The organism is Arthrobacter sp. Z5-13 (assembly GCF_056499105.1).
Genome location: NZ_CP096460.1, coordinates 569,518 through 586,417 on the forward strand (window position 1 = coordinate 569,518; position 16,900 = coordinate 586,417).

Below are 16,900 nucleotides of genomic sequence, written 5' to 3' on the forward strand. Positions count from 1 at the left end.
CTCAGTCCACCATCCGGAATGTAGCATCGGAACGGTCGAGGTCGCTCGCGATCGTGGTCAGGCTGAGGGTGTAGTTCTTGTGCCTGATGTAGCGGTCCGGATAGTTGTGCGAGCGGAACGATTTCAGGTAATTATGTGCCAGCCCTGCTACCGGGAGGAAGGTGGCGTCTGCCTTGAAGGTAGCGGAACCGTCATTTTGGACCAGGCTGAACTGGTAGTTCCAGTGGCGCAGGAAGTACCCGGGCATGTCAACGGACTCGAACGAGATGCGACCGTCCGCCTGGCTGGCCAGCCCGGGGACTATCCGGAACTGTGAGTCCTTCACCGGCGATGTGGTGGGATCGAGGCGGACTGTTGCACCGGAGTGCCGAACGTAACGGTCTGGCACGTTGAAGCTTTGCAATCGGGAGACACGCCTGCCGATCTGGGCCGGGTACTGCATAAGGGTGCCGAATCCCAGGGCGTCATATCCTCCCGAGTTGCTGCCGTAGTCGCCGCCTCCGCCGTCGGGCCGAAGAGTGGCGGCGATCTGGCTGACCCAGGGGGTGTTGAGGCCCTTGCGGCCGGAGTAGTGTCCCAGAACCTGGTCCCAGACAGGCCGTGCCTGCCCCCGCGAGTCCGCTCCCGGGACTGTGTGGGTCTGCCAGCCTGCGTGGGCGGCGGTGCTCGAGGGGCCGGACTGCCAGGTGTACGGGGTGAAGGGGACGTCATTGCCCAGGTTGTACTTCGCGACGTACTCGGCAGCCTTGAGGAAGCGGTTGTTGTCGTGTCCGTAGCAGTCGATGCCCTGGTTCCAGGCCATTTCGCAGAAGGCGCCCATGAGCCCGATGCCCATAATGCTGTGTGCCTGGTCGCGGCCGCTCTCCTGCCACTGGGCCAAGCCCTCGTCTTCGTAAACGTAAGGCACAGCGTTCGGCAGTGAACCGTTGCCAGCGCCGCTCTGGAAGTAAGTAACAGCGCGGTCCACCAGGTCGTCGCGGTCCGCGAAGATGCCGATGGCCAGGACCGATGCCATGTTGCAGAGGTCCCAGTTCGCCCAGTAGTTGGTGATGACAGCACCGTTGTGATTGGTGAGGAAGTGCTCATTCATCGGGTGGAAAATGTTGAGCAGCATGCCGCGGAACCGCTCAAACTCGAAGTCCGGATGGTCCCGCACCAGCTCGGCCGCGTTCGCAAACTGGTAGCCGTAGATACCTGCAGCCAGGAAGCGGTCAGCGTTGCCGGTGACCGTCGTCAACTTCCCGGACCAGGCATTGAGGATCCGCACGGCAGCTGCGCCATGGGCGGCCACGCCGGAGATCCGCCACCGCAGGGCATTCTGGTACGCGGCATGGATATCCGTGAACAACGGCCCGTAGTTTGAGCCGTCACCACCGCGGATGACTGTCTCCAGCGGACGGGGCTGCCAATCGGAACCGGAGCGGCCGTTTACCACCAGGCGGTTCCAGCCTCCCAGCCAGGGCTGAGCGCTGTCCGCCACGCGCAACGATGTCGCCTCAACGTCAGCCAGAGTATGAACCATGCCTGGATGCGCATACTTGGACGGTCCAAGAGAGACTGTCGCTTGCGGAATGGGGCCGGGCTTGGGCTTCGCCCAGGAGGCGCCGGCTGCACCGGCTGCCACCAGGGGTACAGCAAGGGAGGCACCAGTGATGAAGGACCTGCGTGAAACCGCACTGCGGGATGACCGAAGGGGGCGATAATTCGTCGTCATTGACTTCCGTTCGCTAGGGAATTCCTGAGAAATGAGCCGATCGGACACCGGGACGACGACACCGTCGCTCTGGCAGGGGCCCAAACCCGCGGCGCCTCACAGCAACAGAGCGAGGGAAGGGAACGGGGAAGGAGGCACGCGAATGCACCCACCCGAGTAAAACACCCGTCCGCAGCACTGAGGACTTGATTTGTGAGACCCGAGAGGGCGGGAAATCGTTATCCCGCTCGGGCCTATACTCACACGTGCAAGGCGGAGGTTCAAGAGGTCAGGCTGCCTTTTCTTCAGGGGAACCCTATGCCACCGTGTTACTCAGGCTTCCCAATCCTCCGAGGCCCTCGTGTAGTTGACCCCGGCCTTCCCTTGGGAGTTCCGCTCGTTCACGGCCCCTGGTCCACGTTTGTGACGTCATTGACCAACGTGAACAGGTGCTGATTTCCCTGGCCATCACACGGGAGCTTGAACTGCCGGGATTGTTCAGGTTCAATGACGAGATCGACGACTTCATTGCCACACTGGCCGGCGGGTCCCTGTTCGTGGACCCCGTCATCACCCGCGTCTTCCCCTTGGAGCAAGGCCTCGAAGCGTTTGAAAAGGCGAAGAACTCTGCCGAGTCGAGCAAGGTGCTGTTGAGCTTCGCACCAGATTCCCCAGCCGGTGAGGTGGCCCCGTGACTGCTATCCGTCCCATAGTGGTCATGGGCGTGTCCGGCAGCGGCAAAAGCGTCCTGGGACACGCCCTGGGGGAAAGCCTGGGGATACCCTTTATCGACGCCGATGACCTCCATCCCCCGCCCAACAAGGCGCTGATGGCCGCGGGCACTCCGCTTACCGACGAGGGTAGGATTCCCTGGCTGAAAGTGGTGGCGGCGACCATTGCGAAGGGAGTCAGCGAGGGCCGGCCCAGCGTCGTGGCCTGCTCGGCGCTCAAGCGCTCCTACCGGGACCTGCTGCGTACCCAGGTGCCGGATTTGCTCCTTATCTACATCGACGGTGCTGCGGAATTAATCGCCCGCAGGCTCGAGGCGCGGGAGCACGAGTTTATGCCGGCGACGCTTCTGGCTTCCCAGCTCGCCACGCTGGAACCGCCCCAGGCCGACGAGGCCCACCTCCGGGTTCCGGCCGATCTGACGGTCGAGGAGGCCGTGGAGCTGATCCGGAAGACTCTGGGGCAATCAGCGGCCACTCCGCCGCACTGACACGCTCAGGATGAACCGGCAGAGGGCCTGACGGAGGAGGATCTTCTCCGCCGGTACGTGGTGCTCATGCGTCCTGCCAGTGCGATGGCATGGTCAGATCCGACGGGAGAAGTGTTGCGCGGCTGCCTCGTGCAGCATTGAGCTGCGGTTGCGTTACGAACAGGGCCTTGGACAGATCAGCGCCTTCAAGCCGCGCATCCCGTAAGTCGGCGCCGAGCAGGTCCACGCCTGCCAGGTCAGCGTCGCGCAGATCAGCCGCAATAAGGTAAGCCCCTCTGAGATCCGCCCCGCATAACCGCCGGGACCTGAGAGTCCTGCCCATCAGATCCGCTCCGGCTTTTAGCTCGGACCCCAAATGATCATCCCCGGCCGCGAAGTAGGAAGTCCGCACGTCTTCGCTGACCTCAATGAGTAGTGCCCTCACCTCGAAGTGAAGCTGTTGGAGATCGAGTGCAACGAGCGCGGACAGCTCGCCGCTGACCGCGTGTTCGATCGTTTTTCGCATTTGTCCGGCAACTGCTGATAAGTCAGGATCGAAGGTTCGTGATTGGGCCTCGGCCAGATACCAGAGCATTTCGTGCAGCTGCCGGGCGGCTTTGAATGCTGAAAACATCCCGTCTTTGGTCTCTGGATGTTCAAGCCAGCTCTTTCCGGCGAAGAACCGTTGAGACACGTTTTGGCCAGCCCCGAAGCAGTCAAAGACCGTGCAGCCTCTATATCCCCTGGGGCGAAGGCGGTCATGGATGGTGCAGGAGAAGTCGGCCGCCAGGTTTTGGCACGGTGAACCTGCCGGTTTGTCCAGTGCAAAATCAGCTGAACGTGAGAACCCGAAGGCAGTACAGCAGAGGGCAAAGCAGTTTGCGCAGTCAGGGCGCAGGGATTGCCGATCGAGGGCAGGTGAAGAGGGCTCGGCGGAGTTTCCAAGTATTGTTTTCATGCGATCTTCCAGTGGTGAGTTCGGTGTTGGGCCTCTGGGCGAGGGGACTCGAATGGAGTTCCCCTCGCAGGGCGCACGGAATCATCGCTCCTCCAAGGAGCGGACTGGAATCCCTAAGTGGATTCTGGGTCACAGAGAAAATTGAAATAACACTGCCGTCAGAATAATCGACGGCCGAGGGTAGGTGCTACTTGCGGCGTTGCCGTTCTGCCGCCCTGATCATCTCCCCGGCCCCAGGCACTGCTTCATGGACCCGTCTGCGGACTTCCTTAAGGATCTCCTGCATGTCCCCTGGCTGGGAGGCGATGTAGTCGTCTATGGAGTCAATTGCCATGGGCTTCAGCTTCCTTCGGGGGAGTAAATCCACTGTAGAACGCTGCACGGATAATCACGCTGAGGATCACCAGGTCATATACCACCCAGCCAATGTTGACGAGGGTCCCGGCAGGGGCACCGAGTCCGGTAAACATCCGAACCAGGCCCACCACGGCGGCGAACACCAGGGCCGCGATTGCAACCAGTTGGGGACGGATCAGGGACCAGGCTGGTCCCCCGTTCTGCCGGGTTTTGGGCGTGACGGCGAAGCCCAGGTCACGGCCGAACAGAACGTTCCCTGCCGCCGTCGTGCATGCTTTGATCCAGACCGGGAAGAGCGCGAGGCTGTACTGCTGGCCGCGCCAGGTTTTCCTGCCCCGGGCCGCAACGAAGAACAGGAGCTGATTGAAGATCAGGAATGGCACCAGGCGGACGAAGAAGTCACTGCTGAAAGCGTTCACCGGCATCACGCCGAAGCACAGGAAGATGATGGGCGCCGCAATGTAGACAACGGCTGCGAAGCCGGAGAGATAGCTCCACATGGTGGCGAAGTACATCAGCCGCTGACCCGCTTTGAGCCCACGCTGGAGGAGCGGGTTTTCGCGGAGGAAGACCTGCATTGTGCCCTGCGCCCAACGCAACCGCTGGGTCAGCATCGTTCTGAGATCCTCAGGCGCCAGTCCTTTGGCCAGGATTTCGTGGTGGTAGACGCTGTCCCAGCCTGCAGCATGAAGATGCATACACGTGGCCATGTCCTCGGTCACGGAGTTTGTGGCCATTGGCATAACCGGCAGGGCCTCATGGGACCGGTCCACATCCAGCGCCTGGACCATCTTCCGGACCGATCCGATCGCACCAAGCGGTGACCAGTCACGTTGGGCAAGGCGGTCAATGGCGTCGTCGTCGATAAAACCGCCTGAGGACGTGAGCCCTGAAAGACGCTCGATCTCCACAAGGTCAGCTTCAAGAGAAGTCACGTCCACCGTGACGATGCCGCGGGCGGCGGCGTCGACCTTTCGCTGGAAGTCGTAGGTGACGTTCCCTACCGGCCTGTTTTCCTTGAGTTCCCGGCGTGCCCCGCGTACCGCCGATCCGATGTCCGTCAGAGCCCTGGTCACATGCAGGCCTGACGCACCGTGCTCTGACCTGGCGTTGGCGATGACTTTATCGGCTGCCTTCAGGGCCCGCTCTACGGTGGCCCTTACCCCTTTCACATAGCCTGTGACGCCGATCTGCATCAGCGCCTCACGGCGGATGATGGCGTTGGAACCGCAGAAGAAGGCAGCGTTCCAGCCGTCCTTCCCTTGCTGGATGGGTCCGTAGAACAGCGGGGCCTGGCTCCCTAGCAGGTCATCGTCATTGACGTTGGAGAACCACTGCGGCGTCTGGACCAGGGCAACCTTGCGATTGTTGAAATGGCCCAGCATCCGGTGCAGGATCTGAGGTTCGGGGATCTGGTCTGCGTCCAGGATGAGCAGGAATTCCCCTCCTGTCGCGGCGAGGGCGTTGTTGAGGTTGCCTGCTTTGGCGTGGCGGGGGAGATCCGCCCAGTCGGCGGAGCGGGTGATGTAGCCGATCCCTGCCTTCCCGGCGGCCTGTTCGATTGCCGGCCGTGCACCGTCGTCCAGGATCCACGTTTTGTGGGGATAGCTGATGTTCCTGGCGGCGAGGGCTGTGGTCATCACCAGGTCAACCGGTTCGTTGTACGTGGTGATGAACACGTCCACATCCAGGCCTTCCGGTGGGGAAGGAGCCGCGGGGCGTTCGCGGAGCCGCCACATGGTGACGCCGAAGAGGAAGGCGTCGATCAGACTGTAGGTTTCGACCATGACCAGCGGCACGCTGATCCAAGCAGCGGACCAGTTCACCGAGAACAGCCACCGCCAGAGGATGTAGTTCACGCCCAGGACTATGGTCAGCGTGGTGAGGATCCGGACCAGGAGCTGGTGATTGAGGACCCGGTGAGCCGGGGGTCCGGGCCTCAGGGCTCGGGTGTTATCGATTCTGTGGTTCACAACGGCCCTTCGATCCTCAGGCTCGATCGGCCCCGCCGGACCTCCGGAAACATCTCCGGAGGTGCGGCGGGGCAACGATCATGGTGAATGGATTCCTAGTTTCTCGCGGCCAGTGCTGCGGCGAGGGCGCTGGTGGAGGTGGTGGAGCTGTTGATCCGCCAGTCCACTTCCTTGTTGTGATGGAACCAGACCAGCGCGGTGACGTCGGATTGGGCGGCGAGGTAGGAGACGAGGGCGGTATTCCAGCTGGCCTTTGAACCGCCGGCTTCAGCGGATCCGGTCTCGGAAATCATGATCGGCTTGCCCGGGGCGAGGCTGCGGAGGGCCGTCAACCCGTCGCCGAACAGGGCGGACGGTGAGGTCCAGGAACTCCATGACACCGCGGTTCCCCAGTTGTAACCGTCCAGGGACACGACGTCGACGTATCCGGCGCCGGGATAAAGACCGCTGAGGGCGGTGGATCCCCAGTACGGTACGTTGGGGCTCCACACCCACGAGACGTTGGATGCGCCCGTGGCGGCTACAACATCATGCACGTGACGCCAGGCGGCCACGTAGTCCCCGGCCCCGTTGCCGTTCGCGGACTCGGCCCACGGGTACCAGTTCCCGTTCATCTCATGGGCGAACCTGAGCATCACCGGCTTGCCCCAGGAAGCCAGGGCGGTGCCCCACTGAGCGATATAGGTGTCGTAGTCTCCCGCGGTTATGCGGTCCAGTGCGAAGACCGGCTGGTTGGCGCCGTTGCCGCTCCAAAGCCAAGGCTCCCAGGTGATAAGGCTTGTGGCGCCACGGGCATCCACGGCATTGAGGTCTGCGATGGGTGCAGACTGGCTGAAGTCCTTGTAGGACATCACGATGGACGGGCTTTCGTTCACAAGCGTAGCGACGGCGTCCAGCTCGCTGGAGGCCAGTGGGCCGCCCGGGGTAGAGACCCCGAACCGCAAGGGATCCGAGCTCATCGGAGGAGGCGTCGTCGTCGTGGTGGTTGTTTTTGTCCGGGCGGCCATGGTCATGGGGGCGGGACCTGCCTCAGCAAGGCTGTCCCTGCCGGCGCTGGTGGAGGCGGGGCTGTACGTTACCGCGTACGACGCCGAGGCTGAGGCTTTGCCCGCAGTGGCGGTAACAGCCACTGTGGGGGATGTGGTGACAGGGATGGTCACCGCGGCGGTAAAGGTGCCCTTGCCGCTCGTCGCGAAGGGCACACTGACAGTGCCCGCTGTCAGCGTACCCGCACTTTGCCTGGTGAAGCCTGTGCCGGTAACGGTCACCGAGGATCCGGCCGGCCCGGCGGAAGCGCTGAGCGTGACCTCAGCACGCCCTGCTGCTCCGGCCGGCACGGCAATACCAAACAACACACTTAGCGACAGTACAAGGCTGGCGACAACCAGCCGAAGGAAACGATGATGCACGAGGCACTCCCAGCATTAGTAGACGGTCCCGGAGGAGTAGTGGGGGTCCGAATCGTTCCTTCCAAGCCCTGTCCGGGCGAGCTGACGGGTGCCCCGGTTCTATGGTGGCAAGGGTTACGGGCTGCGAGTATCAAACTGTTCGAATCCTCGGCCAATCCTGCGGACCGGGGACCTAAACCTTGCAGTTTCCTTGGTAACTGCTGAAGCGGGCTCACGGGAGTCACTCATGCAGCCGGTCAGGGGCGGGTCAGGGTCTGAAGGCCACCGGGCCGGCCGACGAAGTTGCCAGGTAGATTTCCGCCGAATTGCCCAAGGCCGCGATCCGCAAGGCAGAGACCTTGTACTCGCCGGCCACAGACGTGCCCGCGGCGGCGGCAGTGGCGGGTGCTCCAGGTTGGTCCGGCTGGACGTTCACGGTGAAGGACAGAACCCCGGCCAAGGGACCCAGTATGACCCCCAGTTCCTGAGTGACCGCCGCCGTGGCTCCTGCAATTTCAGCCACAGCCGTGGGGATCACCCCTGTGGCTCCCTGCAACGCCGGAACCAATGCGTCCTGGACAACCGTCCCGGCTCCGTTGGTCACGGCAGTAAGGATTGGTGCAAGCAGCGTATTCAGTCCGGGAAGGGGTGTTCCTAGAACTTGGGTGGTGATGGTCGGGGCGGGTACGGTGGCCCCGAGGAAGGCTCCCACGGTGGTTCCGTAGCTGATGGTGAGCCGGGCGACGTCGACGGTGGTAAGCAGAACGTCAGCGCGGAGCACCACTTGTGTTTGCATGGAGAATGTGGCTGCTCCCAAGGCCTGCTTGAGTTCAAGGACAGTGTCCGAGGACCACTTTCCGAGCAGCGCCGTTGTCCGCTGGCTGGCTTTCGTAAGCAGGGCCTGGTCAATGCCGATCACAGTGTTTGGCGGAAGGCCGTTGAAGCCGTTGGCGTCTCCCCGGAGTGCGGCGAGATCGACTGTGGCGCTGCTGTTGCTGAGGTCTATCGTGACCGCGCCGTCGCTGAGGGACCCCGTCAGGTGTTGAGGCAATCCGCTTAAATCGAGGGCTCCTATGGTGATGACGGTGCTCACGGTACCCACTTTGAGGGTGCCTGCAGAGCCCTGAACAAGCCCGGCGATACCGGCGTTCACCGTCGTCGTGACCTGCCCGCCGACGTCGTCCAGGGCGGCAAAGTCATCCTCTGCGTCATCAATGGCGGACGTTGCTGCCGCCGTCATCGCTTGAACTGAAGGGACTCCGGCCTTCAGGTCAGCTCCCGCAATCCCATAGGCCCGCTTCTCTACGGGCACGGGATTGGGAGCAGGCCAGCCATTCACCAGCACACACGCATCAACCTCAGCGGAACTTGCCACAGCACCAACATCCAAGGTCATGGCTGCAGTGGCCGCCGGGACGAGCGATCCCATATTGATGCTCGCAGACTTGGGCATTGTGGCTGAACCGTCGGCCGTTCCGGTGGCATCGACTGCCCCGGACTGATCGTTCACTGCCCCCGCGGAAGCTGCAGACTGCCCGCTTGCTCTGGCACGTCCCCACTGGTTGTACGCGCCCGCATCTCCCGCAGCCGCGTCAAGCCCCAACGCCGCCGAAAGTACCGGATTTCCCAGGGCGCTGACGTCCAGCGGAGCGCTGAAAGTAACGGGGTCGATCTGGATGGCCGAGCCCGGGGCCACTGAAAGGGTTCCGCTTGTATTCTCGACGGCGAGGCCTTGGAGGGCTGCCAGCGAATCCAGGTTCTGGGCTCCCAAAACGCCCGAGAGGTGGCGTGAAGCGGACTGGGTCTGGAAGAGCGTTGTTGTGCTGCAGTCTCCGGCAATCATGACTCCGGCTGTGCTGCTGACATATTCGTCGTCGGTCCAGACAGCATCAGTGACCGAGCTGAGGCTCAGCAGAGATGCGGCAGCGATGGCCATTGCGGCTGTCCCGGCCACAGCCTGGCGCCTTCGGCTCGGGAACCTCATGGCTGCTCCTTCCGGCGTGCGGTCCGGATCAGGACTGTGCCGATCAGGGCAAAGCCGGCGGCACCGGCGAGGTAGGGCAAAATGCTCATTCCTGTGACGGCCAGATCCGGCTGCGGGTGGGTCCCGTCGTCGTCATCGCCGGCCACAATGCCGATGCCGAACGCCAAAGTCCCGTCAGCTCCGGCGGCACCCGCGGGACGTTCCAGCCGGAACAGCACCCAGGGCTGGTCGGCAGTGGTGAACCGACCCAGCGGGTAGGCCACGCCTCCGCCGCTTCCAAAGCTGTCGACGGCGGCAATCTGCCTCGCTCCGGGCCCGCACAAAAGTGTCGCATTCTTGCCGCTGGTTCCGGTCCATTGCGCCGGGCAGGACTGCGCCGTAATGGAATAGGCATCAGGGCCGGCGGACAGCGAACCCGAACCCTGGAGTTCCAGAGTGGCGGTGGCCGAATCGGGACCGTCCAGCACGGCACCAACCTGCCAGCTGAATGACTCTCCGGGGCCCAGATGGGGAATGTCCAAGGGGTAGACGGAGGAGGTGAGACGGAGCATGCCGTCTTTACCCGTTTGCGGTACCGGTAGTGCCGGGTCCGCGGCCAAGGCCTGGTTCTGCCCCATGAGGGACAGGACCAGGCAGGCAGCGGCCAACGCCGCGGCACGTTGAAGTCTTCTCATCCGGTGCCACTCCTTCGCGGCCAGAAGGACCAAGCCACCAGCGCTGCCAGGAGTGCGGTGCTGCTGCCCAGAATTGCGGGTGATCTGAGGCCCATCACCCATCCGCCCAGTTCAGGTACGGCGAAGAGCATCTGCCGCGCCGTGGCTACGCGGTATTCCACAGGGTCCGGAGAACGGTTGGCGTCACCCTTGAGGACCAGGATCGAGTGGCCGGGCGATGCTGGATCGGATTGAATGCTCACCACGCGGTGCGTGATGGGTGTCGAGGTAGGTGTCCGGGAAACGGTGGCCACGTCACCGGGTTTCAGCGATGAGGCTGGTACTTCCCTGACGGCGGCGAGCGAGCCAACAGGAAAGGCCGGCTCCATGGACCCGCTGCGGAAGACCACAAAGTTGACGCTGAAAACGGCAGAAGCGATCACGGCAGCAAGGCAAAGCGACCCGAGCACGGCAAGCACGGTGAGTGCAGTCTCGCGCACTCCTGTCCGAAGCCCTATGGCTCTTGGCGCCCACACTTGTGCCCTGATTCCTTCCACGGGCGTCACGGATGCCGCCACGCTAGGAGCCGACGACGCTGGTGAACCTCCACAGCGGAATCACGTTCTTGCCCTGAAGGGTCACATCGGAAGTTCCAGCAGGGAGGGTCAGCGCGAAACAGAGGTTCACGGCGGCGCCGGCAGCTCGGGCCGCTCCTGCTGGCAGGGCGAAGGGGGCAGCCCCTGCCGTGTTCAAGCTGGAATCGGCAGCAACAAGGACGGTCCCGGCGGTCTTATCGCCCGCGTCGCTGCAGTTTGCGGCCCCGACATTCACCCAGGCCTGGACGGTCAGTGCGCCATAGAGTGCAGCGCTGTTGGCGTCCCCTGCCGCTGGAACTGTCGCCTGTTTTGCCTCGGCGAGGCTGACCGTCAGCGCCTCAGACCCGGCCTTCGCCCGAAGCTGGAAGGGAGCGTAGACGGTGTCGCCGGGAAGGAGACTGGCAGCCTGGACGGTGAAGTCCAGGTACCCGCCGTTTTCCTCCGGCTCATCCGTCCAAGTTCCTGCGGCGAAGGGGGCTACGGTGTTCTGCTCCATGGCATAGGTCTTGGTGCCGGGATTCTCATCATCCGGACCGGCGCCGCCAAAAACCCATTCGTTATCCGTCCAGGCGGCCAGAGTGAAGGCCGCCCCGATCCCCAAAACCAGGCCCCCGGCCAGCAGCGCCCGCACCTTGTCCTTGCAATGCGTAGAGAATGCGGTCGTGTTCTGGTCAGTCATTCCTGGTCCCCCCAGTTCTAGCGCAGGACCAATCCCATTGGGCCTGCGGATATCCATGATCGAGCGATGCGCCGGATTTTCGCCTTGCAGCGCGGTCCGCTCGGAGGCCCCTTTAGTGCCCTACAGGGATCCTTCAAGGGCCCGATCAATATCCGGACAGGATTTCCGCAGGATTGGCCAAGGTGATCGGAAGGATCACCTAGGCCGGATGCGTACGGCGCCTCGCGTTTGATTGCTTGGGCCGACGTTTCCTCATAGCTGTGAACTGAAATGCGAGAAGAACACCAATGGCGAGTGGAACCCACTGTGCGGCCAGAGCCCCGGGCGAAAGGATTGGAGCTACAACAAGCCCTAAGACCAGGCAAAAAGCTGTTGCTGCAATTACGGTGATCTCCGATGCCGATAAGCGGCTTGATTTGGTCATTAGTTTTCCCCCAAGTTGTAGACCTATGCCTCGCGTCAACTATTTCCAGGGGTGTCGCAAATGTCAAAGGGAGTCAGGACCGCCGTTAAAAGCAGCCGGCACCACAACTTCTGTGGTGCCGGCTTTGCGAGATGTGAGGGAGGGCGTGGGTTTTTCCTGCGAGAGGTGAGGGAGGGTGCGGGTTTAGACGCCCAGTTCGGCCCGCAGCTTCTCTACGTGGCCCTGGGCCTTGACCTGGTATTCGGCCAGTTTCACTTTGCCCTCGGGGTCCAGCACAACGGTGGAGCGGACAATGCCTTCGTGGACTTCGCCGTCGATCAGCTTCTCTCCCCAGGCGCCGTAGGCAAGTGCTACTGCGTGGTCCTCGTCAGCGAGGAGGGGGAACGTCAGGGAGAAATCGCCCGTGAAGCGGGAGAGCTTCTCGGGGGCGTCCGGAGACACTCCCAGCACCTCGTAGCCGGAGCCCTTGAGGGATGCAAGATTGTCGCGGAAATCGCAGGCCTCGGTAGTGCAGCCAGGGGTTGCAGCTTCCGGGTAGAAGTAAACGATCACGTTTTTGCCGTGATAGTCCGACAGCGAGATCTTGTTGCCGTTGGCGTCGGGCAGGCTGAAATCAGGGGCCTGCGATCCGGGCCGCAGCTTGTTGATCAGGTTCGGGCTCATAGTGGTCCTTAAGGAGATTACTTGGAATCAATCATAATAAGTGAAACCGGTGGTCGTCTCTGAGATCAACTCCGCCGTCACATGCAGTATTCCTCGGCCCTCAGAAACCGCTCCTGTCAGACGCCTGGACGACGGATTAAACGGCCCCGCGGATTCCTGAAATCCACAAGGTTGCCGCGGAGGTAGGTCCGCCGGATCACACCGGAAAGTTCCCGCCCGTCGTACGGGGTGATGGGGTTCTTGTGCTTCAGCCTGGACACGTCCACAACGAACCGTTCGTCCGGGGCGAAGACGGCAAAATCGGCGTCGTGGCCCGGCGTAAGCTGCCCCTTATCCTTCAGGCGGACCAGTTCCGCAGGCTTTGCAGCCATCCAGGAGACCACTTGTTCCAACGGGATGCTGCGCTGCCGGGCTTCGGTCCAGATGAGGGACAGGCCCAGTTGAAGCGAGGATACTCCGCCCCAGGCCACCGCGAAGTCCCCGTGTTCCAGGTCCTTGAGATCAAGGGTGCTGGGGGAATGGTCCGAGGCGATGAAGTCGATGGTGCCGTCCAGCAGACCGTCCCACAGCCGTTCGCGGTTTGAGGCCTCCCGGATGGGCGGGCAGCACTTGAAGGCGGTGGCGCCGTCGGGAATTTCCTCGGCGGTGAGGGTGAGGTAGTGGGGGCACGTCTCCGCGGTGAGGCGGACGCCGTCGCGCTTTGCGGCGGCAACCAGGGGCAGCGCGTCCGACGACGAGAGGTGAAGTATGTGCGCACGGGCGCCTGTTCGCCGGGCCCGCTCGATCACTTCGGTGATGGCCTGATTCTCGGCAGCGCGCGGCCGGGAGGCCAGGAAGCCGGAGTAGCTGCTGCCCCCGGCGCCGGGGGCCTCGTCGATAGTGTGAGGGTCCTCGGCATGGACGATCATGACTGAATCGAAGGACTTGAGCTCGGCCATGTCCTCTTCCATCTCGTCCGCGCCCAGCTGGGGGAATTCGTCCACTCCGGAGTGCAGCAGGAAACACTTAAAGCCGAAGACCCCTTCTGCGTGGAGTGGCTGCAGGTCAGCCTTGTTCCCGGGGATGGCTCCACCCCAGAAGCCCACATCCACAAAGGCCTGGTCCGCGGCGGCTTCACGTTTGAGTTTCAGCGCCTCAACCGTTGTGGTGGGCGGAATGCTGTTCAGTGGCATGTCGATGATGGTGGTGACTCCGCCTGCCGCTGCCGCCCGGGTGGCTGAGGCGAAGCCCTCCCACTCCGTGCGGCCAGGCTCATTGACATGGACGTGGGTGTCCACAAGGCCGGGAATCAGTGTTTCGTCATCGGACAAATCCACAATCTCCCTGCCGGCCAGGCCATGCCCGCGCGGCTCGACAGTCACGATGATTCCTCCGCGGACACCCACTTCCCGGGGCGCCGTTCCGTCCGGGGTCAGAACGCGTTGGCCACGGATCACCAGGTCAAAGGCCTCATCAGTCACGCAGGTCTCCTTCAGCCGGCTTCTACCCACGTGTCTACCCTGCTTTGGGGCTGCGTCCAAGCAAGCCGCGGCGGTTAAACAGCAGTTAAACAGTTCCGTCCCGCCGCCGTAGCGTTGTGGAAACACCCGGAGCCTAGCGTGACTTGTGACCACAGCGGTGTTCCCGGATGCCGCCCCCACGATGATTGGCGGCCTCGATGAAAATCCCACTCACTGCGGAGACCCTGACGGCGGAAACAACGGTTACGGCGAAGAAACCCCTCTATAAGTCCCTGTTCTTCCAGCTCCTCGTGGCTGTAGTCCTGGGCATCGTGATCGGTCACTTCTGGCCAACCATCGGGTCCACTCTGCGTCCGTTGGGGGACGGGTTCATCCAGCTCATCAAGATGATCATTGCCCCGTTGATTTTCCTCGTGATCGTCACAGGCATCTCGGCCGTGGGCGACGTCAAGGCAGTGGGCCGGGTGGGCGTGAAGGCCCTGGTGTATTTCACCGGTGCCACGCTGTTCGCGCTGGTGTTCGGCCTGATTGTGGCCAACATAGTCCAGCCCGGAGCCGGACTGAACATTGATCCCGCAACGTTGTCCCAGGATGCTTTGAAGGCCAAAACGTCCACCGCCCCTCCCGGCGACGCAGGCCAGTTCATCCTGGGCATCATTCCCACCAGCGTTGTGGGCGCCTTCGCCTCCAACAGCCTCCTCCAGGTCCTGTGCTTCTCAGTCTTCTTCGGCGCAGCGATAGTGGTGGTGGGCCGCGAGCGGTGCATGCCGGTTGTCAGTCTCCTCGAAACCGTGCTGGAGCTCTTCTTCAAGATCATGGGCTGGGTTATGCGGGTGGCGCCGATCGGGGCTTTCGGAGCCATGGCCTTCATCATCGGGCAGTACGGCCTGGGCACCCTAAGCACTTATGCGCTGCTCATCGCCGCCTGCTACGGCGCCGCCATCATCTTCATCGGACTCCTGTTCGTCGTCGCGTGGGTCTACCCTCGGGTACCGCTGTGGCAGTTCATCAAGTACTCCCGCGAGGAGTTCCTGTTGGCCCTCGGCACGGCGTCCACTGAATCGGTGCTGCCATGCATCATGACCAAGCTGACCAACGCCGGCTGCTCGCGCGCCACCACTGGGCTGGTGGTTCCCACTGGATATTCGTTCAACCTCGACGGCGCCGCGCTGTACCTCTCCATCTCCCTCCTGTTCCTGGCCCAGGCATTCGGACACAACCTGGACCTCGGCCAGCAGCTTGCTGCCCTGGGAATCCTGATGCTCACGTCCAAGGGCATGGCCGGCGTCCCGGGCTCGGCGTTCCTGGCCCTCTCGGCAACGGCAGGCGCCCTGGGTATCTTCCCGGTTGCAGGGGTGGCACTCCTGCTAGGCGCTGACCGTCTGATGGATTCGATGCGGGTGGTGGTCAACCTTTTGGGGAACTGCGTCGCGACGTTCGTAGTGGCCAAGTGGGAAGGACAGTTCGACCGGGATGCAATGTTGGCGGCATTCCAAGCGGGTCCCGCTGCTGAAGCTCCAGCTGCTGAAGCTGCGGCGTCAGGCCCCGCGGTTGAAGGCGGCAAGGAGTCTTCTTCCGCTGCCGGACTGCCGGGATCAACCGATGGTGCTGTGCCGGAGGCGGTACTGCTGAAATAGGGATTTGGACCCGGCTTCTCTGCTACTCTGGCGCCAATATCCCGGCTGCCTGAGGATCCTCAAAGATGAAGCCCAACTCGAGTGCCCTGGCTCAACTGCCTGCAACCCTCTGCGCAGGCAGGACGGTCTGATGGAACCCCTCGCAACTGTGCGCCAGCGACTGGCGAACCAGCGTCTGGCGGGGGAGCCGTTCGAGGGTGCGGCGGAGGCGGTCCGTTGGCTCGGGGCCGTGCAGGCGCAGGAGTTCGCCGAGGCTAAATGGTCGCTGGCTGAACGTACGAATGGTTGCACGGACGCCGAGATCGAGGCCGCCTTCGCCCGGGGCGACATCATCAGAACGCATGTGCTGCGCCCCACCTGGCATTTCGTGGCGCGCGAGGATCTGCGCTGGCTCCTCAGGTTGAGTGGCCCCCGTGTCCACGCGCTCAACAAGCATTGGTACGGCAAGTTTGGCGCCAGCCCTGAGCTGCTCATCCGGGCCCACGCCGTGTTCGCCAGTGCACTCGCCGGCGATGGTCCTCTGACCCGGAAGGAGCTGGTGGAACGCCTGGCTAAGGAAGGCATCGAGACAAGCGGCCCTCAGCTTGCCTACTTCCTTATGTACGCGGAGCTCGAAGAGCTCATCTGCAGTGGCCCACGGCGCGGCAAACAACACACTTATGCCCTGGTAGATGATCGTGTACCGGTAACCGCACTGGACGACCGGTCCCGTGAATCAGCGCTGGACGAGCTTGTGCTGCGGTACTTTCGCAGCCACGGCCCGGCCACGGTCAAAGACTTCACCACCTGGTCCAGCTTTACTGTCGCCGATACCAAGGCGGCTCTTCAGCGCCTGGACGGGCAGCTCGAGTCCATCACGAATGAGAATGGAACCAGCTGGTACTCCTCGCCCTCTCCCGGTGCTGCGACGTCCAGACTTACCGAGGGTTTCCTTATCCCCATGTTTGACGAAACCGTGGTGGCCTACCAGGACCTGCGCGTTGTGCTCGCCCACCAGCCGCCGCGCCCCGGGTTGTTCCTGGACCGGGCCATTGTGATCGACGGGCGAACGGTAGGCAGCTGGAAGCGAACCCTCAACGGACGTTCCGTCGTCGTGGAGGCGACCCTCTTCGGAGCCCTGACCAAGCCGGAGGAAGAGAAGCTTGATCACGCGGTCCAGCGGTTCGGACGCTTCCTGGAGATGGAGGCCACCTGGTCCAAGGTTGAGTGAACAACGGACGGAGCCGACGCTGACGAA

Annotated in this window: 14 protein-coding genes and 1 pseudogene; 4 read left to right on the top strand and 11 right to left on the bottom strand. The window is 62.8% G+C overall.

The window, feature by feature from the left end; translation table 11 throughout:
- Nucleotide 1: 1 nt before the first annotated feature.
- Nucleotides 2–1,714 carry an AbfB domain-containing protein gene (locus M1E02_RS02700; protein ID WP_479376630.1) on the bottom strand — a complete coding sequence of 571 codons (1,713 nt, stop codon included), beginning with the start codon at nucleotides 1,712–1,714 and terminating at the stop codon, nucleotides 2–4.
- 422 nt (nucleotides 1,715–2,136) lie between these two features.
- On the opposite strand from M1E02_RS02700, the pseudogene M1E02_RS02705 reads away from it, so the two are divergent.
- A pseudogene (locus tag M1E02_RS02705) lies at nucleotides 2,137–2,388 on the top strand (L-idonate 5-dehydrogenase); the annotation flags it as partial.
- On the top strand, nucleotides 2,385–2,912 hold the full coding sequence (locus tag M1E02_RS02710) for a gluconokinase (RefSeq protein ID WP_479376631.1): 528 nt from the start codon (nucleotides 2,385–2,387) through the stop codon (nucleotides 2,910–2,912). The pseudogene M1E02_RS02705 and the gene M1E02_RS02710, both read left to right, overlap by 4 nt.
- 64 nt (nucleotides 2,913–2,976) lie before the next feature.
- Here the strand turns inward: M1E02_RS02710 and M1E02_RS02715 are convergent, their stop codons facing one another.
- The 10 genes from M1E02_RS02715 to allB form a co-directional block, all read right to left on the bottom strand.
- Complete coding sequence (locus tag M1E02_RS02715; protein WP_479376632.1) at nucleotides 2,977–3,849, bottom strand: pentapeptide repeat-containing protein; 873 nt, start codon at nucleotides 3,847–3,849, stop codon at nucleotides 2,977–2,979.
- Between the two features lie 187 nt (nucleotides 3,850–4,036).
- On the bottom strand, nucleotides 4,037–4,183 hold the full coding sequence (locus M1E02_RS02720) for a hypothetical protein (RefSeq protein ID WP_479376633.1): 147 nt from the start codon (nucleotides 4,181–4,183) through the stop codon (nucleotides 4,037–4,039).
- Nucleotides 4,173–6,104 carry a glycosyltransferase gene (locus tag M1E02_RS02725; RefSeq protein WP_479378041.1) on the bottom strand — a complete coding sequence of 644 codons (1,932 nt, stop codon included), beginning with the start codon at nucleotides 6,102–6,104 and terminating at the stop codon, nucleotides 4,173–4,175. Before M1E02_RS02725 ends, M1E02_RS02720 begins: the two co-directional genes overlap by 11 nt.
- Before the next feature lie 170 nt (nucleotides 6,105–6,274).
- The gene (locus tag M1E02_RS02730; protein WP_479376634.1) at nucleotides 6,275–7,588 is read right to left on the bottom strand and encodes a glycoside hydrolase family 26 protein; all 1,314 of its coding nucleotides are present in this window, start codon (nucleotides 7,586–7,588) and stop codon (nucleotides 6,275–6,277) included.
- A 247-nt stretch (nucleotides 7,589–7,835) separates the two neighbouring features.
- Nucleotides 7,836–9,551, bottom strand: coding sequence for a choice-of-anchor G family protein (locus tag M1E02_RS02735; protein ID WP_479376635.1), 1,716 nt, complete (start codon nucleotides 9,549–9,551; stop codon nucleotides 7,836–7,838).
- Nucleotides 9,548–10,225 carry a hypothetical protein gene (locus tag M1E02_RS02740; protein ID WP_479376636.1) on the bottom strand — a complete coding sequence of 226 codons (678 nt, stop codon included), beginning with the start codon at nucleotides 10,223–10,225 and terminating at the stop codon, nucleotides 9,548–9,550. Before M1E02_RS02740 ends, M1E02_RS02735 begins: the two co-directional genes overlap by 4 nt.
- Nucleotides 10,222–10,704, bottom strand: coding sequence for a signal peptidase I (locus M1E02_RS02745; RefSeq protein WP_479376637.1), 483 nt, complete (start codon nucleotides 10,702–10,704; stop codon nucleotides 10,222–10,224). The genes M1E02_RS02740 and M1E02_RS02745 overlap by 4 nt, the downstream gene beginning before the upstream one ends.
- A gap of 79 nt (nucleotides 10,705–10,783) precedes the next feature.
- On the bottom strand, nucleotides 10,784–11,479 hold the full coding sequence (locus M1E02_RS02750) for a SipW-dependent-type signal peptide-containing protein (RefSeq protein ID WP_479376638.1): 696 nt from the start codon (nucleotides 11,477–11,479) through the stop codon (nucleotides 10,784–10,786).
- 607 nt (nucleotides 11,480–12,086) lie between these two features.
- Complete coding sequence (gene bcp, locus M1E02_RS02755; RefSeq protein ID WP_479376639.1) at nucleotides 12,087–12,566, bottom strand: thioredoxin-dependent thiol peroxidase; 480 nt, start codon at nucleotides 12,564–12,566, stop codon at nucleotides 12,087–12,089.
- Between the two features lie 116 nt (nucleotides 12,567–12,682).
- A complete protein-coding gene (gene allB, locus M1E02_RS02760) occupies nucleotides 12,683–14,026 on the bottom strand; it encodes an allantoinase AllB (protein ID WP_479376640.1) in 1,344 nt (447 codons plus the stop codon).
- Nucleotides 14,027–14,223: 197 nt separating this feature from the next.
- Here allB and M1E02_RS02765 point away from each other — a divergent pair, with 197 nt between their 5' ends.
- Nucleotides 14,224–15,663, top strand: a complete 1,440-nt coding sequence (locus tag M1E02_RS02765) for a cation:dicarboxylate symporter family transporter (RefSeq protein WP_479376641.1) — start codon at nucleotides 14,224–14,226, stop codon at nucleotides 15,661–15,663.
- Nucleotides 15,664–15,793: 130 nt separating this feature from the next.
- Complete coding sequence (locus M1E02_RS02770) at nucleotides 15,794–16,873, top strand: winged helix DNA-binding domain-containing protein (protein WP_479376642.1); 1,080 nt, start codon at nucleotides 15,794–15,796, stop codon at nucleotides 16,871–16,873.
- Nucleotides 16,874–16,900: the final 27 nt, after the last annotated feature.

Excerpts from the sequence above, each read along its gene's own strand:
- M1E02_RS02700 (WP_479376630.1), bottom strand. The coding sequence starts at position 1,714 with ATGACGACGAATTATCGCCCCCTTCGGTCATCCCGCAGTGCGGTTTCA.
- M1E02_RS02715 (WP_479376632.1), bottom strand. The coding sequence starts at position 3,849 with ATGAAAACAATACTTGGAAACTCCGCCGAGCCCTCTTCACCTGCCCTC.
- M1E02_RS02720 (WP_479376633.1), bottom strand. The coding sequence starts at position 4,183 with ATGGCAATTGACTCCATAGACGACTACATCGCCTCCCAGCCAGGGGAC.
- M1E02_RS02735 (WP_479376635.1), bottom strand. The coding sequence starts at position 9,551 with ATGAGGTTCCCGAGCCGAAGGCGCCAGGCTGTGGCCGGGACAGCCGCA.
- M1E02_RS02740 (WP_479376636.1), bottom strand. The coding sequence starts at position 10,225 with ATGAGAAGACTTCAACGTGCCGCGGCGTTGGCCGCTGCCTGCCTGGTC.
- M1E02_RS02750 (WP_479376638.1), bottom strand. The coding sequence starts at position 11,479 with ATGACTGACCAGAACACGACCGCATTCTCTACGCATTGCAAGGACAAG.
- bcp (WP_479376639.1), bottom strand. The coding sequence starts at position 12,566 with ATGAGCCCGAACCTGATCAACAAGCTGCGGCCCGGATCGCAGGCCCCT.
- M1E02_RS02765 (WP_479376641.1), top strand. The coding sequence starts at position 14,224 with ATGAAAATCCCACTCACTGCGGAGACCCTGACGGCGGAAACAACGGTT.
- M1E02_RS02770 (WP_479376642.1), top strand. The coding sequence starts at position 15,794 with ATGGAACCCCTCGCAACTGTGCGCCAGCGACTGGCGAACCAGCGTCTG.